This is a genomic window from Nitrospirillum amazonense (assembly GCF_007828045.1).
GTDB lineage: Bacteria > Pseudomonadota > Alphaproteobacteria > Azospirillales > Azospirillaceae > Nitrospirillum > Nitrospirillum amazonense_C.
The window spans coordinates 32,275-52,339 of the sequence record NZ_VITN01000006.1; the positions used below are offsets into that span (position 1 = coordinate 32,275).

Here is a 20,065-nt window from a genome sequence, read left to right on the forward strand (position 1 = left end):
GGGAAAAGCCGGGGGGTAGGCCATGGGCTTGGACAGGCGCATGTTCATTCGGGCCATATCAGGCGGCGCCGCGCTGGCCGTGGCCGGGCGCGTCTCCGCCTCGCGGGCTATGCCCGAGGATACGGGCCCAGAGGCGGGACCGGTGCGCTTCCTACTGTCCGCCCTGCCCTTGTGGACGGAAGGGGACGGGGATGGCGCGACCGGCCCCATGCCCGACATGGCCAGGACGATCTTGCGCCGTGCCGGCCAGCCTGGCCACCTGGAAGTGATGCCGCAGTTACGGCTGTACGATGAACTGATGCGGGCGGGCACGGTGGTTTTCGCCCTGTCCGACAATCATCCGCCCGACAGCCGGCTATCAGGCACCCAATTGCCGGGCGCCCAACTGTCAGGCACCCCGGACGCGGGTCGCGAGGGGATGTCCACCATCGCCTTCGTGCCCCTGGCGCCGGTGCTGCAGATGCCGTTGGCGGTGGTGGCCCGCACCGGCACCCGGTTGGCCAGCCAGGAGGATGTGCAGGCTCTGGGCCCTGTAGCCAGCACCCGCACCACCGGCGGCAGCGTCGCCCGGCTCATGGACCGGCTGGGCGTTCTCGTGGTGCCGGCCCCCTCGCTGGAAAGCGCCCTGCGCATGCTGCGCGCCGGCCGGGTCAACGGCGTGGTGGGGGCGGAGGTGATGCTGGACGCGCTGGTCGGCCGCCTGGGGCTGACCGATACGCTGGGCAGTAAATTGCGGGTGGGGGCCATGGAGGGATGGCTCAGCTGCTCCCGCGACGCGGCCACCACCAAGGCGGCGCGGGATTTGCGGCGGGCGGCGGACGAGTTACGCGCGGAGGGGGTGTTCGACCAAATCGTGGAACGGTATCTGGGCGCGCCCGTCCAGCCCGCAGGTCCGGTGCCCTGATCGCCCAGGTGAGTTTTGCTCATGTGAAAGTGCGAAAGGCGCGTTTGTCCGGGCTACAAGGAAACGGGAACAGTGGGCACCTCTTCCCTCGCAAAGGTGTCCCATGACCACCCTCGTCCTGTTGCGCGCCGTCGATGACGATGGTATCGCCACCCTGACCCTGAACCGTCCGGAAAAGCTGAACGCCCTCAGCTACGCCCTGGTCGACGCCCTGCTGAAGGCGTTGGAGGAGATGGAGGGGGACGACGCGGTCCGCGCCGTCATCCTCACGGGTGCCGGCGATCGCGCCTTTTCCGCCGGCGGCGACATTCCGGAGTTCGCCGGCAGCGTACGCCTGGGCGCGGCGGTGGCGGTGCGTGACTTCGTGCGCCGGGGCCAGGCCCTGACCAGCCGCATCGAGGCCTACTCCAAACCCGTCATCGTCGCCGTCAACGGCCTGGCCTACGGCGGCGGCTGCGAGATCACGGAGGCCGCACCCCTGGCGGTGGCCAGCGACCGCGCCGTTTTCGCCAAGCCGGAGATCAAACTGGCGATGCCGCCCACCTTCGGCGGGACCCAGCGCCTGCCGCGTCTGGCGGGGCGCAAGCGGGCGCTGGACCTGCTGCTGACCGGCGACAGTTTTTCCGCCGACCGGGCGCTGGACTTGGGGCTGGTCAACCGGGTGGTGCCGCATGATCAACTCATGCCCGCCGCCCGTGACCTCGCCCACCGTATCATCCGCCACGCGCCCGGCGCGGTGGCCGCCATCCTGGCCGCCGTAACACGCGGGGTGAATATGCCGATCGCGGAGGGCTTGGCGGCTGAAAGCGCCGCCTTCGCCACCCTGGTCCCCGGCCACGACCTGGAGGAAGGGCTGGACGCCTGGATCGCCCGCCGTCCCGCCGTTTACACCGGCACCTGACTACGCTATCGGGGACGCGGCCAGCTCCGCCTTGACCCAGGCGCGGAAGGCCGCCACCTCCGGCCGGTTGCGGCCGGCCCGGCTGGTGATGAGCCAGTAGCCGGTGCGGATGGGCCTGGGCGGGCCCAGCACGGCCACCAGGCGGCCGGTGGCCAAGTCGGTGTCCACCAGGGGCAGGCGGCCCATGGCCACGCCCAGGCCGTTGGCCGCCGCCTCCAGCGCCATGTGCACCGTGTCGAACCGGGCGCCCCCGGTCAGGGCGCTTAAATCCACCCCGGTCAGCACCGCCCACGCGGCCCATTCCTCCGTCACGCTGTCGACGTGCAGCAGGGGCAGGGACTCCAGGTCGGCCGGGGCGGTCACACGCGCCGCCAGGGCGGGGGCGCAGACCGGTATCAACGCCTCGCGCACCAGGCAGGCGGCGTGCAGGTCGGCCCCCTCGTCGGGCCGCCAGTCGTCCTGGCGCATGCGAATGGCCACGTCCACGCCGTCGCGCGGCAGGTCCGCCGGGCGCTGGCTCGTGTCCAGGGTCAGGGTGATGTCCGGGTGCTGGTCGCGGAAGCGGGGCAGGCGTGGCACCAGCCAGCGCAGGCCGAAGGTGGGCGCCACGCTGACCACCAGCCGGCCGCTGGGCGCGCGGCCGGGCAAGGCGGCCGTGGCCACGGCCAGCCGTTCCAGCATGCCGCGCACCTCGGGCAGATAGGCAGCACCCGCCGGCGTCAAGGCCAGGCTGCGGTGCCCCCGCGTGAACAGCGGCGTGCCCAGCCAATCCTCCAGCGTCTGCAGGGCATGGCTGATGGCGCTGGGGGTGAGGTTCAATTCCTCCGCCGCCTGCTTGAAGCTGAGATGGCGCCCCGCGGCCTCGAAAGGGCGCAGGGTGCTCAGCGGCGGCAGATGGTAGGGCATGGCGGCGGCTCATCCATTTTCGGATGAGGATAGTTCATCCGTGGGGCGGCACGCCACCGCGCCCACGAATTCCCTTCCGGCTCAGTCGCCCTTCAGGCGCTCCATCTGGGCGCCGCAGGCGTTCAGCTTGTCCTCGATGCGCTCATAGCCGCGATCCAGGTGATAGATGCGGTTGACCGTCGTTTCGCCCTGCGCGGCCAGCCCGGCCAGCACCAGCGAGACCGAGGCGCGAAGGTCCGTGGCCATCACCGGCGCGCCGGTCAGGCGCGGCACGCCGCGCACCAGGGCGGACGAGCCGTGGACCGTGATGTTGGCGCCCATGCGCGCCAGTTCCGGCACGTGCATGAAGCGGTTCTCGAAGATGGTCTCGGTGATCATCGATGCGCCCTTGGCCGTGCACATCAGCGCCATCATCTGCGCCTGCAGGTCGGTGGGAAAGCCGGGGAAGGGCTCCGTCATCACGTCCACGCCCAGCACTTCGCCATTGGCGCGGCGCACCTTGAAGCCGCTGTCGGTGGGGGTGAAGACCACCTCCGCGCCGGTCAGGGCCGTGGCCACGGCCTGGATGTGCTCCAACTCGCCACCCACCAGTTCCAGTTCACCACCGGTAATGGCGGCGGCCATGACATAGGTGCCGGTCTCGATGCGGTCGGACACGATGCGGTGGCGGGCGCCGTGCAGCGACGGCTTGCCCACGATGTGCAGGCGGTCGGTGCCGATGCCGCCGATTTCGGCGCCCATGGCCACCAGGCAGTGGGCTAGGTCGGTGATTTCCGGCTCACGCGCGGCGTTGATCAGGACGGTCTCGCCCTTGGCCAGGCAGGCGGCCATCAGCAGGTTCTCGGTGGCGCCCACCGACACCTGGGGGAAGACGAACTCCGCCCCCCGCAGCCCCTCGGGCGCGGAGGCATGGATATAACCGGCCTCAAGCTCGATCCTGGCGCCCATGGCCTGCAGGCCCTTGATGTGCAGATCGACGGGGCGGGTACCGATGGCGCAGCCGCCGGGCAACGACACCTTGGCCTGGCCGAAGCGGGCCACCAGCGGGCCCAGCACCAGCACGCTGGCGCGCATCTTGCGCACCAGATCGTAGGGCGCCTCGGTGGAGGTGATGGTGGCCGCGGTCAGGTTCACCGCGCGCTGGGCGCAGGAGGTGGCGCCACCCTCGTACACCATGTCCACACCGTGCTGGGCCAGCAGGTTGGCCATGGTGGTGATGTCGGCCAGGTGGGGCAGGTTGTCCAGCGTCAGCGTCCCCTCGGTCAGGAGACACGCGGCCATCAGCGGCAGGGCCGCGTTCTTGGCGCCGCTGATGCGGATACTGCCGTTCAGCGGCGCGCCGCCGCGTATGCGTAACTTGTCCATGGGGAAGGGCCGATCGGTTCGAACGTGCCGGCTTTGGTCCCTGTCTTGGGGGCGGTGCCGGCTGATTGGGTGATGGCGTAGGCGTATGGCGGAATTGGGGCGGCTTTCCGCCGCCCGATGTCAATGCCGGACGGGGCTCACAGGCGGGGCAGGGTCACGCCGCGCTGGCCCATGTATTTGCCCGACCGGTCGGCGTAGGACGTCTCGCAGATGGTGTCGCCCTTCAGGAACAGGAACTGGCACAGGCCCTCGTTGGCGTAGACCTTGGCGGGCAGGGGCGTGGTGTTGCTGATCTCCAGCGTCACGTGGCCCTCCCACTCCGGCTCCAGCGGCGTGACGTTCACGATCAGGCCGCAGCGGGCGTAGGTGCTCTTGCCCAGACAGATCACCAGCACGTCGCGGGGCACGCGGAAATACTCCACCGTGCGGGCCAGCGCGAAGCTGTTGGGCGGGATGACGCAGACGTCGGTCTTGCGGTCCACGAAGCTGGCGTCGTCGAACCGCTTGGGATCGACGATGGCGCTATCGACGTTGGTGAAAATCTTGAACTCGTCCGCCACCCGCGCGTCATAGCCATAGGAGGACAGGCCGTAGGAGATGACACCCTCGCGCTTCTGCGCCTCCACGAACGGTTCGATCATGCCCCGGTTCTGCGCCATGTCGCGGATCCAGGTGTCGGGCATGATGGCCATGGGCGTCGCTCCTGCGGTCGGGGGGGGCTATGGGACGTGCGCAAACGGTGCGCTTCCCTTTCTTAGACCCTCCCCGTCCGCCGCTCAAGGTGACTCTGTCACCTGCCTGGCGGGGATATGCACCAGGAATGGGCGCGGGTATGTGGCCATACCCACCACATGTGGGAACTCACTCGGTTTCGGCCACCGGGGCGTCGGCGGCGTCTTCCCGTTCGCGCGACTGCGCCTTGCGGCGGCGCAGGTTTTCGCGCAGGGCGGCGGCCAGGCGTTCCTCCCGGGTCATGGTCTTATCGGCGCCGGGTTTCGCGGGCGGCTTGTCGGTCATGGGGCGGTGTTACTCCTAAGGGGCCGGGTTGATGGTGGACGCCCTGGCCTTTGCCCTATCGCGGGGTCCCGAAAATAAGCGCAGAATGGCGGCACGCCAAGGGCTTCGACCCCGACGGCCGGTCGGGCGTTGAACCCCCCGATCAAAATTCTTTCATTTTCTTCGCTCAAAAGGCTTGCATCCCCTCCGCCCCTGTGGCAATTACCCCGCCCACCGGACGGGCGCTGCCGTAGCTCAGTGGTAGAGCACTCCCTTGGTAAGGGAGAGGTCGAGAGTTCAATCCTCTCTGGCAGCACCATCCGAACTTCCTTAAAATCAGATACTTATGTCCGCATCGTCCATCGGGGCGAAGGTGCGGCCAATCGTCGTTTCCCATGAACAGTCATGGAACGGCGCCGGTATCCTGGTGGAAAATCCGTGCCCCTGTGAGTCCCCCCCATGCCGCCGGGCCGATGGTGGGAAAGGTTCACATCGGTGCCATAATCGCTTCCGACACTTCGGACGTTCCTCGGCGGCACCTGCCGCTTTCCCGAGCCTTCATCAGCCCGGAGACATCCATGCCCGATCTCGCTGCCCTGCGCGCCCTGCCCGCCGACAAGCGTAAGGAGGCCGGCAAGGCCTTGCGCGACGCCGCCCCCCGTTCCGGCAATGCGACCCTGCCGCCGCTGAAAGGCCGGGGCGATCCTATCGCGCTGCTGGTGGCGACCTCCGCCACGCGCATCCAGTCGCTGCTGCCCGTGCGCTGGGCCCGCATGGTGGCCAGCCCCTTCACCTTCCTGCGCGGGGCGGCGGCGGTCATGGCCCGCGACCTGGCTCAACTGCCCGTCAGCGGCATTCGCGTCCAAGCCTCCGGTGACTGCCATCTGATGAACTTCGGCATCTACGCCAGTCCTGAAGGCCGGCCCGTCTTCGACCTCAACGACTTTGACGAGACGCTGTCGGCGCCCTTTGAATGGGATGTAAAGCGGCTTGCCGCTTCGCTGGTCCTGGCGGCGCGGGACGCAGGGCACACGCCTGGTGCTGCCAAGGACATGGCGCGCGCCGCCGTCACCGCCTATCGCCTGCGCATGGGGGAACTGGCGGGGCTGGATCCCCTGACGGCATGGTCCAGCCGGGTGGACATCACCGCCATGGTCCAGGGCATCAACGATGAGGCCACGCGCGCCAAGGAAATGGACCTGTTGGCCAAGGCGGCCGCCACCCCGTCCGCTGGCGACGACTTTCCCCGCCTGGTCCAGGGCGACGGAAGCCAGGCCCGCATCCGTGACGCCCCACCGCTGATCTATCATTTTGACGAAAAGACGGACCGCCAGGGCCAGGCGGCGCTGCGCGCCCGCGCCCTGTTCACCCGGTACCGGGACACCCTGCCGGAGGAGCGCCGCTTCCTCATCGACCGTTATCAGCTGGCCGATGTGGCCTTCAAGGTCGTGGGGGTCGGCTCCGTCGGCACCTTCTGCGCCATCGGCCTGTTTGTCGATCCGGATGGACACCCTTTGTTCCTGCAGGTGAAGGAGGCAACCGCGTCGGTGCTGGCGCCCTACGCCGGCGCCTCGCCATACGCCAACCAGGGCCAACGGGTGGTGGTGGGCCAGCGGACCCTGCAGACGGTCAGCGACGGGTTCCTGGGATGGGCGGCGGATGAGGCCGGACGCCATTTCTATATCCGCCAGCTGAAGGACCGGCGGCTGGCGTCGGCCGGCACGCTGATGGAAGACGACCGGCTGGATTTCTACGCCACCCTGTGCGGTGCCACGCTGGCGCGCGCCCACGCCCGGTCCGGTGATGCGGCGTTGATCGCGGGCTACCTCGGCAATTCCGGTACTTTCGACAACGCGGTGGCCGACTTCGCCGCCGGCTATGCCGAGATCAGCGCCGCTGACCATGGCGCGTTGAACCAGGCCGTGGCCGATGGCCGGCTGGAAGTGGCGGATCTGCCGCGCAAGGCCAAGGGAAAAAAGGCGGGATGACCGGCGCCCATCGCCTCCAATTCGGCAACCGTCGCGTTTTTGCCCCGATTCGCCTTTTCCGTGCGCTGGGCGCACCCAGGTGGTGCGACAATTTGTCTGTCCGGACGGTCAGAAAACAGTCACAAAACCTGACCATTTGATCAAGTTCTGGGCGAATTCGCCACTGCGAAGCGCAAAGGACGTACTGCAACCGACCTTTTCTCCCAACGCCTTGAAACTGCAACACTCCAATGTTAGTGCAGATGCACAAACATTGGTTGGCGGCCTCTTGGGAAGCAGGGCGCCGGTAGGAAAAGATCGGGGGATTCTCATGACGACTTTCACGCCGGGCGGCGTCGCCGCCCGCGAACGCTCGCGCCTGCGCCGCATCCTGCTGGCGGGGGCCGCCCTCAACGTGATGGTGTGCGGGGGCGCCATGGCGCAGGAGGCCTCGTCGGCCGGCGACGTGGAAACCATCCTGATCACCGGCGGCCGCCCCGTGAGCGCCACCGGCCAGATCACGATGCAGGAGGCGCCGAAGTCCGCGTCTTCCGTCACGCAGAAGTTCATCCAGGACCAGCCCGCGGCGGCCAACCCCTTCCAGCTGATCAACTTGGCGCCGGGCGTGAACTCCAACGGCCGTGACGCCACCGGCACCGGCCGTGGCGCCATCTCCGTCCGCGGCTTCCAGTCCAACCAGATCGGCCTGATCCTGGACGGCGTGCCGGTCAACGACAGCGGCACCTTCAACGTCTACCCGCAGGAATACATCGACGCCGAGAACCTGTCCCAGGTCTACATCATGCAGGGTGCCGGCGACGCCGACACACCCAACGTGGGTGAGACGGGCGGCAACATCGGCATGGTCATCCAGAAGCCGTCCGACGATTTCCATGTGACGCTGCAGCAGGCGCTGGGCGACAACAACCTGCGCCGCGAATTCGTGCGCGTGGATACGGGCGACCTCGGCTTCCGCACCAAGGCCTTCATCTCCTACTCCAATGCCGAGGTGGACGTGTGGCGTGGCGAGGGCACGACCAAGCGCCAGCATGTCGACGCCTCCATCGCGCACGACATTGGTGACAGCAGCCGCATCGCGCTCAGCGCGTTCTACAACACGGCTGAAACCTATTCGTACCAGGCGCTGACCAAGGCGCAGATCGCCCAGTACGGCTATGACTTCAATTTCGCCACCGCCTTCGCCCCCACCGCCCCGGCGGCGACCGGCACGGTGCAGAACGACAACAACGGCCCGCTGCTGACCCAGCGCTCCAACTACTACAAGCTGGCGACCAACCCGTTCGAAAACCTGGTGGTGTCGGTGAAGGGCAACTTCGCCCTGACCGACAGCCTGCGCCTCGATGTCCAGCCCTATCTCTGGTACGGCTTTGGCGGCGGCGGCACCGCCGGCTATTTCTCCGAGACCAACGCGGCGCAGTTCGGCGTTCCAGGCCAGGCGTTCAAGGGCATCGACCTGAACGGCGACCACGACACGCTGGACAACAAGCTGTTCTACAATCTCTTCGCCCAGCAGCAGATGCGCCCGGGCTTCGTCACCCGTGGCAAGTGGACCTATGGCCACAATGAGCTGGTGGTGGGCTTCCAGTACGAAACGGGCAAGCTGCGCGAATGGAAGCCGCTGCTGTCGGTCGACGCCAACGGCAACCCGGTCAGCCTGTGGCCCGACCTCTATAACGAGCATGTGTTCCGCGCCGACGGCAGCGTGGTCCGCACCCAGGACCAGAAGACGACGACGGAAGTGGTGCGCCCCTTCGTGGTCGACACCCTGAACCTGTTCGATGACAAGCTGGCGCTGAGCGTCGGCCTGCAGCATTCGCAGATCAACCGCAGCGGCATCAACTATCTGCCGCTCAGCCTGCGCACCGCGAACGCCAACGCCATCGCCCCGACCCATCCGGAACTGGACCAGGGCAAATTCGTGCCCAGCGCCGGTGCGGTCTACCATATCGACGACAGCAACCAGATCTTCGCGTCGGCGACGCAGACCTTCCGCGCCACCGACAACTCCGCCCTCTACACACCGGGCGTGAACCTCTCCACCATCCAGCCGGAAACCACGGTGGATCTGGAAGCGGGCTACCGCTACGCCGGGGAATGGTTCATCAGCTCCGTCACCGTGTTCAACACCAACTACTCCAACCGGCAGCAGTCGCTGTTTGACGTCACCGCCAACACCACGGTGTCGAAGAACATCGGCGGCGTCATCATCAAGGGCCTGGAGGCCGAGGTCGGCACCAAGCCCATCGACGGCTTCTCCGCCTATCTGTCGACGGCTTACACCCAGAGCCACCTGAAGAACGATCTGTACGTCGGCCTGGCCAACGGCTCGACGGTGCCGCTGCCCACGGCGGGCAAGCAGCTGACGGACACGCCGGAATGGCTGGTATCTTCCCTGCTGCGGTATGAGCGGGACAGCTACTTTGCCCAGATCCAGGGCAAGTACACGGCCCACCGCTTCAGCACCCTGACCAATGATGAAGAGGTGCCGTCCTTCTACACTTTCGACGTCGCGGCCGGGTACACCCTGCCGGAAGCGCTGACCGGCCGGTTCGCGACCAAGCTGGTGCTGTCGGTCACCAACCTGTTCGACAAGCGCTACCTGGGCGGCATCAATTTCGGCAACAACGCCCAACCCTACAATGGCGTCGCGGCCAACCTGCCCAGCTATCAGCCGGCGCCGCCGCGCTTCATCTCCGCCAAGATGACGGTCACCTACTGATCGTGGACGCATAAGTCTGGAAGGGGCACCGGTCCGGTGGCGACGCCGGTGCCCTTTTCCTTTCAGGGCGCGGCATAGCGGCGGTGCAACTCCGCCGCCATTTCCCCCATGTGGGCGCGCAATGCCGGCGGGCTCAGGACCTCTACCGTCAGGCCCAGGCCCAGCAATTGGCGGGCGGTCCATTCCACCGCCTCCAGGGGGATGTCGGCCTCGGCCCAGCCATCCGCGTCGGGCGGCCGCTGGGTGGCGGTGATGCGTTCGTTGAAGGCCGGGCCCAAATTGCGCAGGGATTTCAGGCCGGCCGCCGTGGCCTTCACCCGCGCCGTGCCGGTGTATAGGCCGGCCTCGAAGCTTTGCAGCGATTCCTGCCAATGGGCCGGCAGGTTGAAATCCGCCGGCCGGGCGAAGCGCCGGTCCAGCACGGTATGGGCCAGGATGTTGGAAACGCGGTAGGTGCGCGGGCCGCCCGTCGGTTTGCGGGCCTTCGCCTGCGCCGTCTCCACGTGGGACTGGGCCACCAGGTACCAGATGCCCCCTTTCAGGACCAGGCCCAGCGGTTCCACCGTGCGCTCCACGATGCCGGCCCAGCGTTCATAGCGCATGCGGATGACTTGCTCGTTCCACACCGCCCGGGCGATGTCGGGCAGGATGTCGATCTTGCCCGGCTCCTGGAACCAGCCCACCGGGTCCAGATGGATGCGGGCGTTCAGGCGCGATGCCGTCTGGCGCCCCTGTTCGGGCAGGGCCGCCAACAGCTTCAGCTGGGCGGCGGCCAGGGTGTCGCCCAGGCCCAGTTCCGCCGCCGGCCCCGGCAGGCCCGCCAGGAACAGGCTCTCCGCCTCCTGCGCCGTCATGCCGGTCAGACGGGTGCGGTAGCCATCCAGCAGCTGGAATCCGCCGGCGCGGCCCCGATCGCCGTAGACGGGGATGCCGGCGGCGCTCAGATCGTCGATATCGCGGTAGATGGTGCGGACGGTGACCTCAAGCTCATCGGCCAAGGCCTGGGCGGTCTGGCGGCCCCGGGTCTGAAGCAGCATGAGCAGGGAAAGAAGACGGCTGGCGCGCATGAATTTCAAACTAGCAGATTATACCTGACAAAGGATGTCAGGTTTTGTCCGGTAAAGTGCCTTCACCGGACAAAACGCCCGGTTTTCCCATCGCGGAGGACCGTTTCCATGCACGCCACCAGCACCCTTATCCCCACCCGCCGCGCCGCCCTGCTGGGTGCCGGCCTCATGGCCTTCACCGCCGCCCCGGCACGGGCGGAGCACCTGTCCACCGTCGATCGGCGCCCGGCCGATCCGGACCAACCCGACCTGCTGACCGGCGGGTCAGGGGTGGGCGACTTCGATTTTCTGGCCGGCCGCTGGTCGGTGCTGAGCCGGCGGCGGCTGAACCGCTGGGTGGGCGATGACCGCTGGGACGAGGCGCGGGCCAGCGCCCACGGGCAAATCATGCTGGGCGGTCTGGCCTGCCTGGACGAACTGGAACTGCCGGCCCCGGCGGACCAGTCCAGCGCCGCCGTCACCTTCCGCCTGTACGATCCGGCGGCCCGGCATTGGGCCCTCCACCGGGTGGACGGGCGCACCGGCACCCTGCAGGCCCCCCTGACCGGGCGTTTCACCGGCGGCCTGTTCGCCGGCCGGCGGGGTGACTTTCGCGGCTTGGATTTCGATCCGTTGCTGGGCCGGCCGGTTCAGGCGCGGGTGATCTGGTCCCGCATCACCGCCACCTCCGCCCTGTGGGAGCAGGCGTGGTCGGCCGATGAGGGCCACAGCTGGGAAACCAATTGGATCCTGGTCTTCACCCGCGCTTGAAGGGGGGCGCCCGAAGGGGCTTGACCTCAGCTTTACTTGAGGTTTTAGCGTGACCGACAGCTCAAACGACAAGAACAAGGAAAGCCACCATGAGACTGCAGACCGCCGTATTGCTGGCCCTGACCCTGTTGGTCGGCGCTGGCGTCGCCGACCGGGCGCTGGCCTGGCCCCCCGACCTGATGCCGGCTGACGCCCTGCCCCTGAAGGTGGCGCTGCGGGCGGAGGCGCCGGCGCCGAAGGCCAAGGTTTCGCCGACCATGGTCCCCGCTGCCGCTGCCTGTTGCGCTGTCCTGGAACTGCGTCAGTACACCCTGAAGCCTGGTCAGCGGGACGCGTTGATCGACCTGTTCGACCGCTATTTCTTGACCGGGCAAGAGGCGGTGGGCGTGCGCGTGGTAGGCCAGTTCCGCGACTTGGATGATCCCGACCGCTTCGTCTGGCTGCGGCGTTTCCCTGACATGCCGGCGCGCACCGCCGGCCTGGCGGCCTTCTATGGCGGACCCGTATGGCAGGCGCACCGTGAGGCCGCGAACGCCACCATGCTGGATTCCGACAACGTCCTGCTGCTGCGGCCGGCGATTGCGGGTTCAGGTTTCGCCAATGCCACGCCGGTGACGCCCCGCCCAGCGCCCCTGCCGCCCGTGCTGGCGCCGTCCGGCGCACCGGCCCTGTCTGCGGCGGACGGCCCCGTTCTGGCCGCCTTCGTCATCAGTTCTGAACCCAACAATTTCCCCCGCCTGCCGATGCGGGAGGGGGAGGCGGTGTTCATCACCTTCCAGGCATTCGCCGACGCGGCGGCCTCCGACCGCTCTCGCGGCCATGTGGCGACGCCCTGGTGGCGCGGGCATGTGCTGAAAGGCGCGCCGGAGGTCCGCCGTTTGGCCCCGACTTCCGGATCCCGGTGGCAAGGCCCCTTCTGACCAATGTCTAGGGCCCCGGCCCGCCTTTTAGGGGCCTTGGCCTCCGGCGCCCGCACCCGGACAGTGGCGGGACAGAGTCCTTGCCGGGAGGCCAAGATGGAACAGCCCACAGTTCAGTCCGCGTCATCCCCCGCGATTTCGCCCCTTACGGCCGAGCCGCGGCGCCGGCGCTGGTTAAGGCCCCTGCTGGTGGGGGCCGGTATCCTGGGCGCGGGGCTGTTGCTCAGCGCCTGCGCGACCCAGCCGCCGCCCATGGCGGGCCGTGAGTTGCCCGGTTTCCTCTACGGTCTGCTGCACGGGCTCATTGCACCCTTCAGCTTCCTGTACAGCCTGATCTCCGATACCCGGGTCTACGCCTATCCTAACCCTGGCCGCTGGTATGATTTCGGCTTTTTGCTGGGGGTCAGCGCCTGGGGCAGCGGCGGCACCACCGTGGTGCGCCGCTGACGCTCTTTCCGGCCAAGCTTAGGGCGACACCCTGGTTTCCGTGAAATATCGGGGTGGTAGGGCGCGGATGGGAATATCTGTCGCAGGCGCCGGGCTGAAGGGCGGCACCAGGGCCAAGCCCCGCTCCAGCGTCCACAACGCCGCCTCACGGCTGTCACCCGCCTCCTCCGCCAGACCGGCCCGGGCCAGCACATCGGCCTGTTTCAACAAGCTGGCCGCCGCTTCCATGCGCACGCGCAAGGTGGCGGCTGGGCGTAGATCCGCCTCCCGCACATGGCCGTGGGCCTCAAGCGCCGCTTCCAGCCGGCCCATGCCTTCCAGCACCCGCTCCAGCGATGGCGCCGCCGTATCCATCAGCTCATCCAGGGCCGCTTGACTGTGCCCCTGGTCCAGCCGCCGGCTGGCCAGACGAACGCTCAACGCGGCATGCGCCACCTGGCGGGCCAGGGGCGGCAGCTGTGTGGCCAAGGCGGGCGTGGCCGGGGCGCGCGCGGGAAGGGCGGCGACGGGGGTATGGGGGGCGGATGGCACGGACGACATGGGGCGGGCTCCGTCATTGATAAAAAAAGGAACCCCGGGGCGGTGGCGGCCAATCGGCGCCTGCCCGCCCCGGGGAAGAGGCGACCCACCCGGGAGGGGCAGGGGGCGGGTTGCCGCCGCCGGCCGGCGCTGATGGGGAAGCGCCGGCCGGTGAGAAGTACCCTGACAGGGGAAAAACACCCCGTCAAGGAAAATAGGGTAAAAATACCCTAGCGTAAAAATATCCTCAGTTGGTGCCTCTGGCGCCGCCGCTTGACCGTCCTGCGCTGAAATGAGAACGTACAGGGAACAAATGGCCACGGCGCTGAGAGGCGCCTTGTGTCCAACGGCGCACGTTAATCGGGAGTTTCAGGCTAAGAATTATCGATGTTGTATGGATTTCATAGGATCCACGGCCCGGCTTGCTGTCATGACGACCGAGCCAGAGGGCGACCAAGCCAGAGGGTGGCCAGCGTCAAGGAACGGCGTCTCGGGAACATGACCGGGGGCCATTGCGGAATAGAGGAGTGGAATGTCGGGTCGCGTGTCGCAACGGCGCTTGCCCCTGGCCGGGGAGGTTTATCCCGGCGTGCCCGAAGTGCCGCCCATCGGGCGACGCTTGCGGGTGGTGGTGGGTGGCGTGCCTGTGGTGGCGGTGGTCAGCGACACCTGGCCGTGGACGTTGTTGTCGCTGGCCCGGCATCGGCAGGTCGATATGCTGCCCTCCTTGCATCAGGTGGCGGGGCGCGCGGCCATTGCCGCCGACGCCTGGGTGGCGCTGGAAACGTCGCCAGCCCTTGTCGACGGGCCGGGCGGCCTGCGCGTGCGTCTCTATCTGGTGGATGCCTTGCCGGACGACCCTGCGGCGATGGCGGAGGCGAGCCGGGGGCCGGCCGATATGCTGCTCAGCCGCGGTCTAGCGGCCAGCCTGGGCTGGGTGTCATGCTGATGCACGCGGCGAAGACGGATGGGATTGATGCCGATAGCGGCTCAACGCCGCGCGATCTCGCGTTCTATCTTCAGCTTTTCCAGATCCAGCTGGAACAGGCGCGCCAGCTGGGCGGCCAGATCCAGGTCCCCTTGGCGATAGGCCGCGCGCACCTTTTCCAGCACCGCGTCCAACACCGCGTGCTCGGGCAATGGTGGCGGCTCCTGTCCGGCAAAAGGCGTGGACGCTGGAGCGGCAAGATGGTGGTCATCACCACCCGAGTCGCCGCCCAACCGGCTTTCACCGATCAGGTCCTCGATTCGGCAGCCCAGGCCACGGGCGATCTTATAGATGGTGTCCGCCCGGGGGGAGGCGGACTTGCCGTACATGATGCCCTTGATGGTGCCTTCGTTCAGGCCGGCGGCCCGTTCGAATTCCGCATACCCCAGGCCCAGCGCCGACAGGCGGCGGCCCAGCCGCTCAGCCAACGGGCTGGGTGCCGGGGTGTTCGGGATGATTTTGGCGGCGGTGCTCATGTGGGGAAATTTACCCTGAGGCGGAAGCGGCGTCGCGGGGGAATTATACCCTAGAAATCGGGAGAATTTTACCCTATCGTTGGCGGTATGACCAGGGGCTAATGCGGCCGCCGGTCCTGAAGCCCGAAATAGGAAAGGAAGTCCATGTCCCCCACTTCCCGGGGCGTCGCCCCCCGTCCATGCGCGGCAGGCGCGGGCGCGCCCGTCACCACCAGCTTGCAGGGCCGGCTGGGTCGCACGCCCTCCACGCCCGACGACTTGCGCTCCATGGCCACCGCCGCCTGGCACAAGCGCGGCGTGGCCATGATCCGGCTGGATGATCTGCCCAACGAATTCGATCGCCTGGCGGTGGAAGCCATCGCCACGTCCCTCTACGGCAAAAGGACGCCTTCGGAATGACCACGCCCGCCTCCGCTTCCACGGTCACCGCTTCTGGCGCCCGCAAGGCGCCATCCCGCCGCCGGGCGGGCCGTCCGCGCAAGGCCGGTGTCCGCCATGCCTGCGGCCAGCTGGTGCAGGCCGCCGACGCCGCCATCTTGCCCCAGGCGCTGGAGCGCCGGGCCGATCTCCTGGGGGCTCCGGTTTCGCTGCCGATGGCTCAATTGCTGGACCAGCGGGCGGGACAGCCCTTGGGACAGCTATTGCTGCGTGGCCGCCTGACCCAGCGGCAGCACGATGCCGGGCAGGCCGTGGGCGGCCTGTGGCGCGCTTGGCTGTCCTTGGCGGAGGCGCCCAAGCCCCACGCCTATGTGCCGGAGTCCGGCAGCGGCGTGGCCCGCCCGGATATCGACCCCGACCGCTGGGCCCGCACTGACGACCGCCTGGCCCAGGCCCGCGCGTTGATCCGCGCCAGCGGCCCCCATGGCCTGCTGGCCCTGACCTTGGTGGAAAGCCTCTGTGCCGACGAGGTCATGCCCCGCCGGTTCGAGGCCACCTGGGCCGGCGATTGGCCCCAGGGCTGGGCGGCATTGACCACGGCGCTGGACGCCTTGGCCGATCATTACCGCATCCCCCGTAACTGATCGCCCTTGGAGAACACACGATGAACCTGCGCACTTCCGTTGATGATTTGGCGTTCGACCGTTCCCCCCTGGCAATCGCCTGGCGCGACCGCCGGTGCCGAGGCATCGTCCGGCACCCCGTCCTGGCACCGGCTGGCCTGATCCTGGGCGCCGGCACCTTGTTGGCCAAGCGCGCCGATGATGCCCCGGCGCCGCAGGCCTTGGATTTCGATGCCGACCGCCTGCTGGCCTTGCTTACCATCGCCTATGACCGTCCCCACACGGCGGAGCAGGCGCGGCGCATCCTGGCCAAGGTGCGGGCCGCCGGCCGCGCCCTGGCGGCGGATGAGCCCGTTCAGGCGGCCATCCACCTGGCCCATGCCGGCCTGGGCGTCCTGCCGGATGCCGACATCGCCGCATGGCGTCTGTTCCTGGCGGAAACGCTGCTGGACCAGGGGATAAGTTCGGCAGCCTTGATGAAGGCGGCGGGTTTCGCTGTGGCCAAATACACGGCCGACCAGCCCCGCGACGACCGCGGGCGCTGGACATCGGAAGGTGGTCATGGCACGGCATCCGCCAGCTCCGGTCCCCGATTCATCGCCACTCCAGATGCGGAAGATGGCGGCTTGTCTCGTCCGCTTGCGGCCCGGGCTGTGGGATCGACATCGACGTCCGGAAAGCAGTGGCGTTCCGCTTGGGAGACACAGCCGGATAGCCAGCTCCGAGCTGCTGTGGCGTCGGCGGAAGAGTCCGAAAATGGACATATAGATTCCTTTGGTTATCAGGCTTTTAAGCATAATCCGAACAGAAATAAGAAAAATCCAGATGCTGGGGATAATAACGCTCTCGGGAGGTATCAGTTCTTGGAGGATAGCCTTGTTGGCCTTGGCATTAAGACCGGTCGTCACGCCAATGAGTGGGATTCAGATTTCGGAAGGAAATATGGAATAAAGAATGATACGGATTTTCTAAATAATGAAGATGCACAAGAGGCTGCATTTTCATTATATAAGAAGGATGTTGATCGACAGATAAATAAAATTTATCTTAATTATGAGGGGTCAAAATTTGTGGGCGTGCACGGGCAGTCGATTAAGATAACAAAATCCGGCTTATTTGCCGCCTACCATCGAGTGGGAATCGGTGGTCTCAAGAGTTATTTAGGAAGATACAAAGGAAAGGATACTAAAGGTCGTCCACTAACCGATCATGAGAAATGGGTGGAAACGCGTTTGCGCTTGTTCCAGGACGTGCCTTACGAAAATTGATTCCATGGAGGAGGTATAATTCTTAATGTATACGGTGCCGTACTGGGCTGCGTATAAGTAGTGCTCGACTGAGCGGGAGATACCGATGAGCTGTTATAGCGCTAGAATAATCCTGGTTGGTGCTTTGTCGGTTGGGGTTATCGCCTCCGGGGCGGTTTATCCGGCTTATGCTGCGAAGCGAAAGGCTGTAGATGCGGCCAACGATCCAGACCAGTCCCGGTTTGATGATCCCAGCTTGGGGCGCTACATGCTGCGCAGTAGTGTCCTTATTGGGCTGGAGTTGAAGCGCGGTTGGGGAAGTGATGGATGGGGGCGCACAGATTTCGCCAAGGCGTTCCATCTCTCGAGCGACGATGATTTCCTTAATAATGAGGATGCCCAAGAAGGCGCTTTTTCCACGCTTCTTGCCTTTCAGGAAGTGGCTTTGGCCCCTCTTATTCAACGATATGCAGGACGGACCTTTGTCAGTAGCGCTGGCGTCAGCATCAAAATTACGGAAGCGGGGCTGGTAGGGGCGGCGCAGCGGGTGGGCTCAGCCGCGGTAATCGCCTATTTCCAAACATATGATGGAAGAGATACGCGAGGCTTGGCGGATGCCATGCCGTCGCGTTTCCAGCAGGTGGAGCGCCGTCTCGCGGGCTTCCAGAACATCCCCTACACCGATTTGAACGGCACTAAAAAGCCCTCGGCGAAAGGTGACAAGAAATGAAGTCCATGTGGCATGCCGCAAGCCTTATCATCGCGCTGCCGCTGGTCCTGCTGGGGGCGAATCGGGCGCAATCGCGGGTTGGAGCGGATCTGATCGTCTTCAAGGAGATCAGTGGCAAGAAAATCGCGTTCGTACGTGACCTTTTGGCGCTGAACACGCCGCAGGACGACCGGCCCGGCCAGGTCGACTCGCCCAGGAAGTCGGTGCGATATGCCGAAGTCGACCTGGATGACGACGGCACGCCGGAAGTGTTGCTGGCGGTGGCCGATGCCTACCATTGCGGTAGCGCCGGATGCACCGTCTACCTCTACCAGAAACGGGGTGAGCGATGGACCTTTGTCACCCCGATCTGGTCGGATCCGGGCGACCTGTTGGTGCTGGGGCGATCTGACAAGGGATATCGGCGGCTGATACATATTTACGAAGACACCAACGCTGACAGGCCGGGCAAAGATGGTGTCTATCCCAGGCATTATGAACTGCTGTCCTGGACCGGTAGCGGCTACAGCTATGAACCGGTGACGTTCGAGACCTTCACGCGAGAAACCACCCCATAAAATTTCCACGCAGTGCAAAAGACACTTGACCCTGCTTTCCGATTCGGTTATATATCGAAACATGAAATGCCAATTTGTGCCCGGAAGGCTGAACGCCTTGCCGGGCGTTTCGTTTTTCGGACTAGCCTGGCCCAGGCGGTCGCATTCGGCCCATGCTGATTGGTTATTCAGGACCTGTGAGAAGCGGGCGCGGGTCAGATTTATGGGGCTATGGCTTTCCGGCCCCGGTCCAAGCCTTTTGATCATCACCGTTTATTCACCGTATCTTCCCGAGGCTGACTATAGCCGGAAAGGGCCTATTCCATGACCCTGTTCCCCATCCGAGACGAAGCGGCCTCCGGCCACCCCACCCTGGTCGTCGCCTGGCACGATCGCCGCAGCCGGGGCCTTCACCCATACCCGGTCCTGACCCCGGCTGGCTTGGTGCTGGGCGCCGGGACCCTGTTGGCCAAGCGCTCCGGTGATGCCTGGGCGCCGCAGGCTTTGGACGTCGATGCCGACCGTTTGCTGACCCTGCTGGCCGTCGCCTATCGTCGCTCCCCGACGGCGGCGCAGGCCCGGCACCTTCTGGCGAAGGTCGACGCCGCCGGCCGTGCCCTTGCCGCAGATGAGCTTGTGCAAGCCGCCATCCATTTGGCTCATGCTGGGCTGGGCGTCATGCCAGAGGCTGATGTCGCTGCCCATCGATTGTTCCTGGCGGAAACGCTGCTCGATGAAGGGATGGCGGTGGAGGCCCTGGCCAAAGCCGCAGGTATCCCGCTTGTCAAATACAGCCCCGACCAGCCCAGGGATGCCCACGGACGTTGGACGGCAGGTGGTGATAGCGCTGTGGCCATCGATTCCGCCCCCTATGATCTCGCAGGCGATGGGCGGCGCGCAGGTGTGGTGCCCATCGGATATGACGGTGAACGCAATTGGTCCAGCAGCAAAGCGGGAAGTGGGAATCAGTTTAAGAAGCTGCGGCCGCATCCCGACAAACCCGGATGGACCCAGTGGAAAGATCAGAATGGTAAAGATCGAGAACGCCCTTCGACAAAGGAGGAGTTGGAATATTTTGCTAATCGGGCCCTTCGGAGGGTGCCCGGGTTATTTCCATTCACCATTCTGCCCGGTAAGCTTCTAGAGGAGCAGATGTGCCAATTCACACCCGGCAGATGTTTGCCCGATTCAATATGAGGCATGGCAATGAGCGAGGATCAGGAACGATTCAATCTCAATGTTGACGATAAGGATCTGGAGAATCTTGGTATTCTTGCGCAGAAACTAGAAGAATCCGGTGACACAGCAGGCGCAGTTTCGCTTTTGAAAATTGGCGCGCACCTGGGGGACACCTGGATAACAACGATGCTTGCCGATTATCTGAGTACGCCCCCGTCTTTCATAGACGCCAAAACGGCGGAGGTCCTTTATAAAAAGTCCTGCATGGCGGGAAGCTCTGCGGCGTGCAGCAATTTGTCCCTTCTTTATTGGCAGTTGGGCAAAACGGAGCTGGCGCAAAGATATTGGCAGAAGGCCAAGGATCGCGGCAGTCCATGGGCTGATGATGGGCCCCCATGGGAGAACCACGACGATGATTGATGCGCC

General features: G+C 65.9%; 22 protein-coding genes and 1 tRNA gene. 16 read left to right on the forward strand and 7 right to left on the reverse strand.

Annotation, left to right across the window (positions count from 1 at the left end):
- The first annotated feature begins 40 nt into the window (after window positions 1-40).
- Window positions 41-904 carry a type 2 periplasmic-binding domain-containing protein gene (locus tag FBZ89_RS11645; protein WP_186457312.1) on the forward strand — a complete coding sequence of 288 codons (864 nt, stop codon included), beginning with the start codon at window positions 41-43 and terminating at the stop codon, window positions 902-904.
- Window positions 905-1,007: 103 nt separating this feature from the next.
- The gene (locus FBZ89_RS11650) at window positions 1,008-1,805 is read left to right on the forward strand and encodes a crotonase/enoyl-CoA hydratase family protein (RefSeq protein ID WP_145750163.1); all 798 of its coding nucleotides are present in this window, start codon (window positions 1,008-1,010) and stop codon (window positions 1,803-1,805) included.
- Here FBZ89_RS11650 and gcvA read toward each other — a convergent pair whose 3' ends face one another.
- The 4 genes from gcvA to FBZ89_RS30850 all read right to left on the reverse strand — a co-directional run bounded on the left by gcvA (window position 1,806) and on the right by FBZ89_RS30850 (window position 5,093).
- Window positions 1,806-2,711, reverse strand: coding sequence for a transcriptional regulator GcvA (gene gcvA / locus FBZ89_RS11655; RefSeq protein ID WP_145750164.1), 906 nt, complete (start codon window positions 2,709-2,711; stop codon window positions 1,806-1,808).
- An 81-nt stretch (window positions 2,712-2,792) separates the two neighbouring features.
- Window positions 2,793-4,076 carry a UDP-N-acetylglucosamine 1-carboxyvinyltransferase gene (gene murA / locus FBZ89_RS11660; RefSeq protein WP_145750165.1) on the reverse strand — a complete coding sequence of 428 codons (1,284 nt, stop codon included), beginning with the start codon at window positions 4,074-4,076 and terminating at the stop codon, window positions 2,793-2,795.
- A gap of 137 nt (window positions 4,077-4,213) precedes the next feature.
- Window positions 4,214-4,768 carry a dCTP deaminase gene (gene dcd, locus FBZ89_RS11665; protein ID WP_088873773.1) on the reverse strand — a complete coding sequence of 185 codons (555 nt, stop codon included), beginning with the start codon at window positions 4,766-4,768 and terminating at the stop codon, window positions 4,214-4,216.
- 169 nt (window positions 4,769-4,937) lie between these two features.
- On the reverse strand, window positions 4,938-5,093 hold the full coding sequence (locus FBZ89_RS30850) for a hypothetical protein (protein ID WP_186457313.1): 156 nt from the start codon (window positions 5,091-5,093) through the stop codon (window positions 4,938-4,940).
- Window positions 5,094-5,316: 223 nt separating this feature from the next.
- Between FBZ89_RS30850 and FBZ89_RS11670 the strand changes: the two genes are divergently transcribed.
- The 3 genes from FBZ89_RS11670 (at window position 5,317) to FBZ89_RS11680 (ending at window position 9,779) form a co-directional block, all read left to right on the forward strand.
- Window positions 5,317-5,391, forward strand: a tRNA-Thr gene (locus tag FBZ89_RS11670).
- 259 nt (window positions 5,392-5,650) lie between these two features.
- On the forward strand, window positions 5,651-7,060 hold the full coding sequence (locus FBZ89_RS11675; protein WP_145750166.1) for a DUF2252 domain-containing protein: 1,410 nt from the start codon (window positions 5,651-5,653) through the stop codon (window positions 7,058-7,060).
- Between the two features lie 310 nt (window positions 7,061-7,370).
- Entirely contained in the window at window positions 7,371-9,779 is a 2,409-nt protein-coding gene (locus FBZ89_RS11680; protein ID WP_145750167.1) for a TonB-dependent receptor, read from the forward strand.
- Window positions 9,780-9,841: 62 nt separating this feature from the next.
- On the opposite strand, the gene FBZ89_RS11685 is transcribed toward FBZ89_RS11680, so the two are convergent.
- Complete coding sequence (locus FBZ89_RS11685) at window positions 9,842-10,846, reverse strand: helix-turn-helix transcriptional regulator (protein ID WP_145750168.1); 1,005 nt, start codon at window positions 10,844-10,846, stop codon at window positions 9,842-9,844.
- A gap of 108 nt (window positions 10,847-10,954) precedes the next feature.
- Here FBZ89_RS11685 and FBZ89_RS11690 point away from each other — a divergent pair, with 108 nt between their 5' ends.
- From FBZ89_RS11690 to FBZ89_RS11700, 3 genes are all read left to right on the forward strand, one after another.
- On the forward strand, window positions 10,955-11,596 hold the full coding sequence (locus tag FBZ89_RS11690) for a DUF1579 domain-containing protein (protein ID WP_145750169.1): 642 nt from the start codon (window positions 10,955-10,957) through the stop codon (window positions 11,594-11,596).
- Between the two features lie 89 nt (window positions 11,597-11,685).
- Entirely contained in the window at window positions 11,686-12,516 is an 831-nt protein-coding gene (locus FBZ89_RS11695) for an NIPSNAP family protein (RefSeq protein WP_211115199.1), read from the forward strand.
- Window positions 12,517-12,612: 96 nt separating this feature from the next.
- On the forward strand, window positions 12,613-12,963 hold the full coding sequence (locus FBZ89_RS11700; RefSeq protein WP_211115200.1) for a hypothetical protein: 351 nt from the start codon (window positions 12,613-12,615) through the stop codon (window positions 12,961-12,963).
- A gap of 18 nt (window positions 12,964-12,981) precedes the next feature.
- On the opposite strand, the gene FBZ89_RS11705 is transcribed toward FBZ89_RS11700, so the two are convergent.
- Window positions 12,982-13,503, reverse strand: coding sequence for a hypothetical protein (locus FBZ89_RS11705; RefSeq protein ID WP_145750170.1), 522 nt, complete (start codon window positions 13,501-13,503; stop codon window positions 12,982-12,984).
- A gap of 511 nt (window positions 13,504-14,014) precedes the next feature.
- Between FBZ89_RS11705 and FBZ89_RS11710 the strand changes: the two genes are divergently transcribed.
- Window positions 14,015-14,431, forward strand: coding sequence for a hypothetical protein (locus tag FBZ89_RS11710; RefSeq protein WP_145750171.1), 417 nt, complete (start codon window positions 14,015-14,017; stop codon window positions 14,429-14,431).
- A 41-nt stretch (window positions 14,432-14,472) separates the two neighbouring features.
- On the opposite strand, the gene FBZ89_RS11715 is transcribed toward FBZ89_RS11710, so the two are convergent.
- On the reverse strand, window positions 14,473-14,946 hold the full coding sequence (locus tag FBZ89_RS11715) for a helix-turn-helix domain-containing protein (protein WP_145750172.1): 474 nt from the start codon (window positions 14,944-14,946) through the stop codon (window positions 14,473-14,475).
- Window positions 14,947-15,090: 144 nt separating this feature from the next.
- Here FBZ89_RS11715 and FBZ89_RS11720 point away from each other — a divergent pair, with 144 nt between their 5' ends.
- From FBZ89_RS11720 to FBZ89_RS11750, 7 genes are all read left to right on the forward strand, one after another.
- On the forward strand, window positions 15,091-15,345 hold the full coding sequence (locus FBZ89_RS11720) for a hypothetical protein (RefSeq protein ID WP_145750173.1): 255 nt from the start codon (window positions 15,091-15,093) through the stop codon (window positions 15,343-15,345).
- Window positions 15,342-15,968 carry a hypothetical protein gene (locus FBZ89_RS11725; protein WP_145750174.1) on the forward strand — a complete coding sequence of 209 codons (627 nt, stop codon included), beginning with the start codon at window positions 15,342-15,344 and terminating at the stop codon, window positions 15,966-15,968. Before FBZ89_RS11720 ends, FBZ89_RS11725 begins: the two co-directional genes overlap by 4 nt.
- A 20-nt stretch (window positions 15,969-15,988) precedes the next feature.
- Window positions 15,989-17,215 carry a hypothetical protein gene (locus tag FBZ89_RS11730; protein ID WP_145750175.1) on the forward strand — a complete coding sequence of 409 codons (1,227 nt, stop codon included), beginning with the start codon at window positions 15,989-15,991 and terminating at the stop codon, window positions 17,213-17,215.
- 85 nt (window positions 17,216-17,300) lie between these two features.
- Window positions 17,301-17,924, forward strand: a complete 624-nt coding sequence (locus FBZ89_RS11735) for a hypothetical protein (protein ID WP_145750176.1) — start codon at window positions 17,301-17,303, stop codon at window positions 17,922-17,924.
- Window positions 17,921-18,481, forward strand: coding sequence for a hypothetical protein (locus tag FBZ89_RS11740; protein ID WP_145750177.1), 561 nt, complete (start codon window positions 17,921-17,923; stop codon window positions 18,479-18,481). Before FBZ89_RS11735 ends, FBZ89_RS11740 begins: the two co-directional genes overlap by 4 nt.
- 303 nt (window positions 18,482-18,784) lie before the next feature.
- Window positions 18,785-19,657: a YfgM family protein gene (locus FBZ89_RS11745; protein ID WP_145750178.1), complete on the forward strand. Its 873-nt coding sequence runs from the start codon at window positions 18,785-18,787 to the stop codon at window positions 19,655-19,657.
- A gap of 9 nt (window positions 19,658-19,666) precedes the next feature.
- On the forward strand, window positions 19,667-20,059 hold the full coding sequence (locus FBZ89_RS11750; protein ID WP_145750179.1) for an SEL1-like repeat protein: 393 nt from the start codon (window positions 19,667-19,669) through the stop codon (window positions 20,057-20,059).
- Window positions 20,060-20,065 lie beyond the last annotated feature (6 nt).

What these genes read in the sequence shown, in the direction of transcription:
- FBZ89_RS11645 (WP_186457312.1), top strand. Translation starts at nt 41, where the DNA reads ATGTTCATTCGGGCCATATCAGGCGGCGCCGCGCTGGCCGTGGCCGGG.
- FBZ89_RS11650 (WP_145750163.1), top strand. Translation starts at nt 1,008, where the DNA reads ATGACCACCCTCGTCCTGTTGCGCGCCGTCGATGACGATGGTATCGCC.
- gcvA (WP_145750164.1), bottom strand. Translation starts at nt 2,711, where the DNA reads ATGCCCTACCATCTGCCGCCGCTGAGCACCCTGCGCCCTTTCGAGGCC.
- murA (WP_145750165.1), bottom strand. Translation starts at nt 4,076, where the DNA reads ATGGACAAGTTACGCATACGCGGCGGCGCGCCGCTGAACGGCAGTATC.
- dcd (WP_088873773.1), bottom strand. Translation starts at nt 4,768, where the DNA reads ATGGCCATCATGCCCGACACCTGGATCCGCGACATGGCGCAGAACCGG.
- FBZ89_RS30850 (WP_186457313.1), bottom strand. Translation starts at nt 5,093, where the DNA reads ATGACCGACAAGCCGCCCGCGAAACCCGGCGCCGATAAGACCATGACC.
- FBZ89_RS11675 (WP_145750166.1), top strand. Translation starts at nt 5,651, where the DNA reads ATGCCCGATCTCGCTGCCCTGCGCGCCCTGCCCGCCGACAAGCGTAAG.
- FBZ89_RS11680 (WP_145750167.1), top strand. Translation starts at nt 7,371, where the DNA reads ATGACGACTTTCACGCCGGGCGGCGTCGCCGCCCGCGAACGCTCGCGC.
- FBZ89_RS11685 (WP_145750168.1), bottom strand. Translation starts at nt 10,846, where the DNA reads ATGCGCGCCAGCCGTCTTCTTTCCCTGCTCATGCTGCTTCAGACCCGG.
- FBZ89_RS11690 (WP_145750169.1), top strand. Translation starts at nt 10,955, where the DNA reads ATGCACGCCACCAGCACCCTTATCCCCACCCGCCGCGCCGCCCTGCTG.
- FBZ89_RS11695 (WP_211115199.1), top strand. Translation starts at nt 11,686, where the DNA reads ATGAGACTGCAGACCGCCGTATTGCTGGCCCTGACCCTGTTGGTCGGC.
- FBZ89_RS11700 (WP_211115200.1), top strand. Translation starts at nt 12,613, where the DNA reads ATGGAACAGCCCACAGTTCAGTCCGCGTCATCCCCCGCGATTTCGCCC.
- FBZ89_RS11705 (WP_145750170.1), bottom strand. Translation starts at nt 13,503, where the DNA reads ATGTCGTCCGTGCCATCCGCCCCCCATACCCCCGTCGCCGCCCTTCCC.
- FBZ89_RS11710 (WP_145750171.1), top strand. Translation starts at nt 14,015, where the DNA reads ATGTCGGGTCGCGTGTCGCAACGGCGCTTGCCCCTGGCCGGGGAGGTT.
- FBZ89_RS11715 (WP_145750172.1), bottom strand. Translation starts at nt 14,946, where the DNA reads ATGAGCACCGCCGCCAAAATCATCCCGAACACCCCGGCACCCAGCCCG.
- FBZ89_RS11720 (WP_145750173.1), top strand. Translation starts at nt 15,091, where the DNA reads ATGTCCCCCACTTCCCGGGGCGTCGCCCCCCGTCCATGCGCGGCAGGC.
- FBZ89_RS11725 (WP_145750174.1), top strand. Translation starts at nt 15,342, where the DNA reads ATGACCACGCCCGCCTCCGCTTCCACGGTCACCGCTTCTGGCGCCCGC.
- FBZ89_RS11730 (WP_145750175.1), top strand. Translation starts at nt 15,989, where the DNA reads ATGAACCTGCGCACTTCCGTTGATGATTTGGCGTTCGACCGTTCCCCC.
- FBZ89_RS11735 (WP_145750176.1), top strand. Translation starts at nt 17,301, where the DNA reads ATGAGCTGTTATAGCGCTAGAATAATCCTGGTTGGTGCTTTGTCGGTT.
- FBZ89_RS11740 (WP_145750177.1), top strand. Translation starts at nt 17,921, where the DNA reads ATGAAGTCCATGTGGCATGCCGCAAGCCTTATCATCGCGCTGCCGCTG.
- FBZ89_RS11745 (WP_145750178.1), top strand. Translation starts at nt 18,785, where the DNA reads ATGACCCTGTTCCCCATCCGAGACGAAGCGGCCTCCGGCCACCCCACC.
- FBZ89_RS11750 (WP_145750179.1), top strand. Translation starts at nt 19,667, where the DNA reads ATGAGCGAGGATCAGGAACGATTCAATCTCAATGTTGACGATAAGGAT.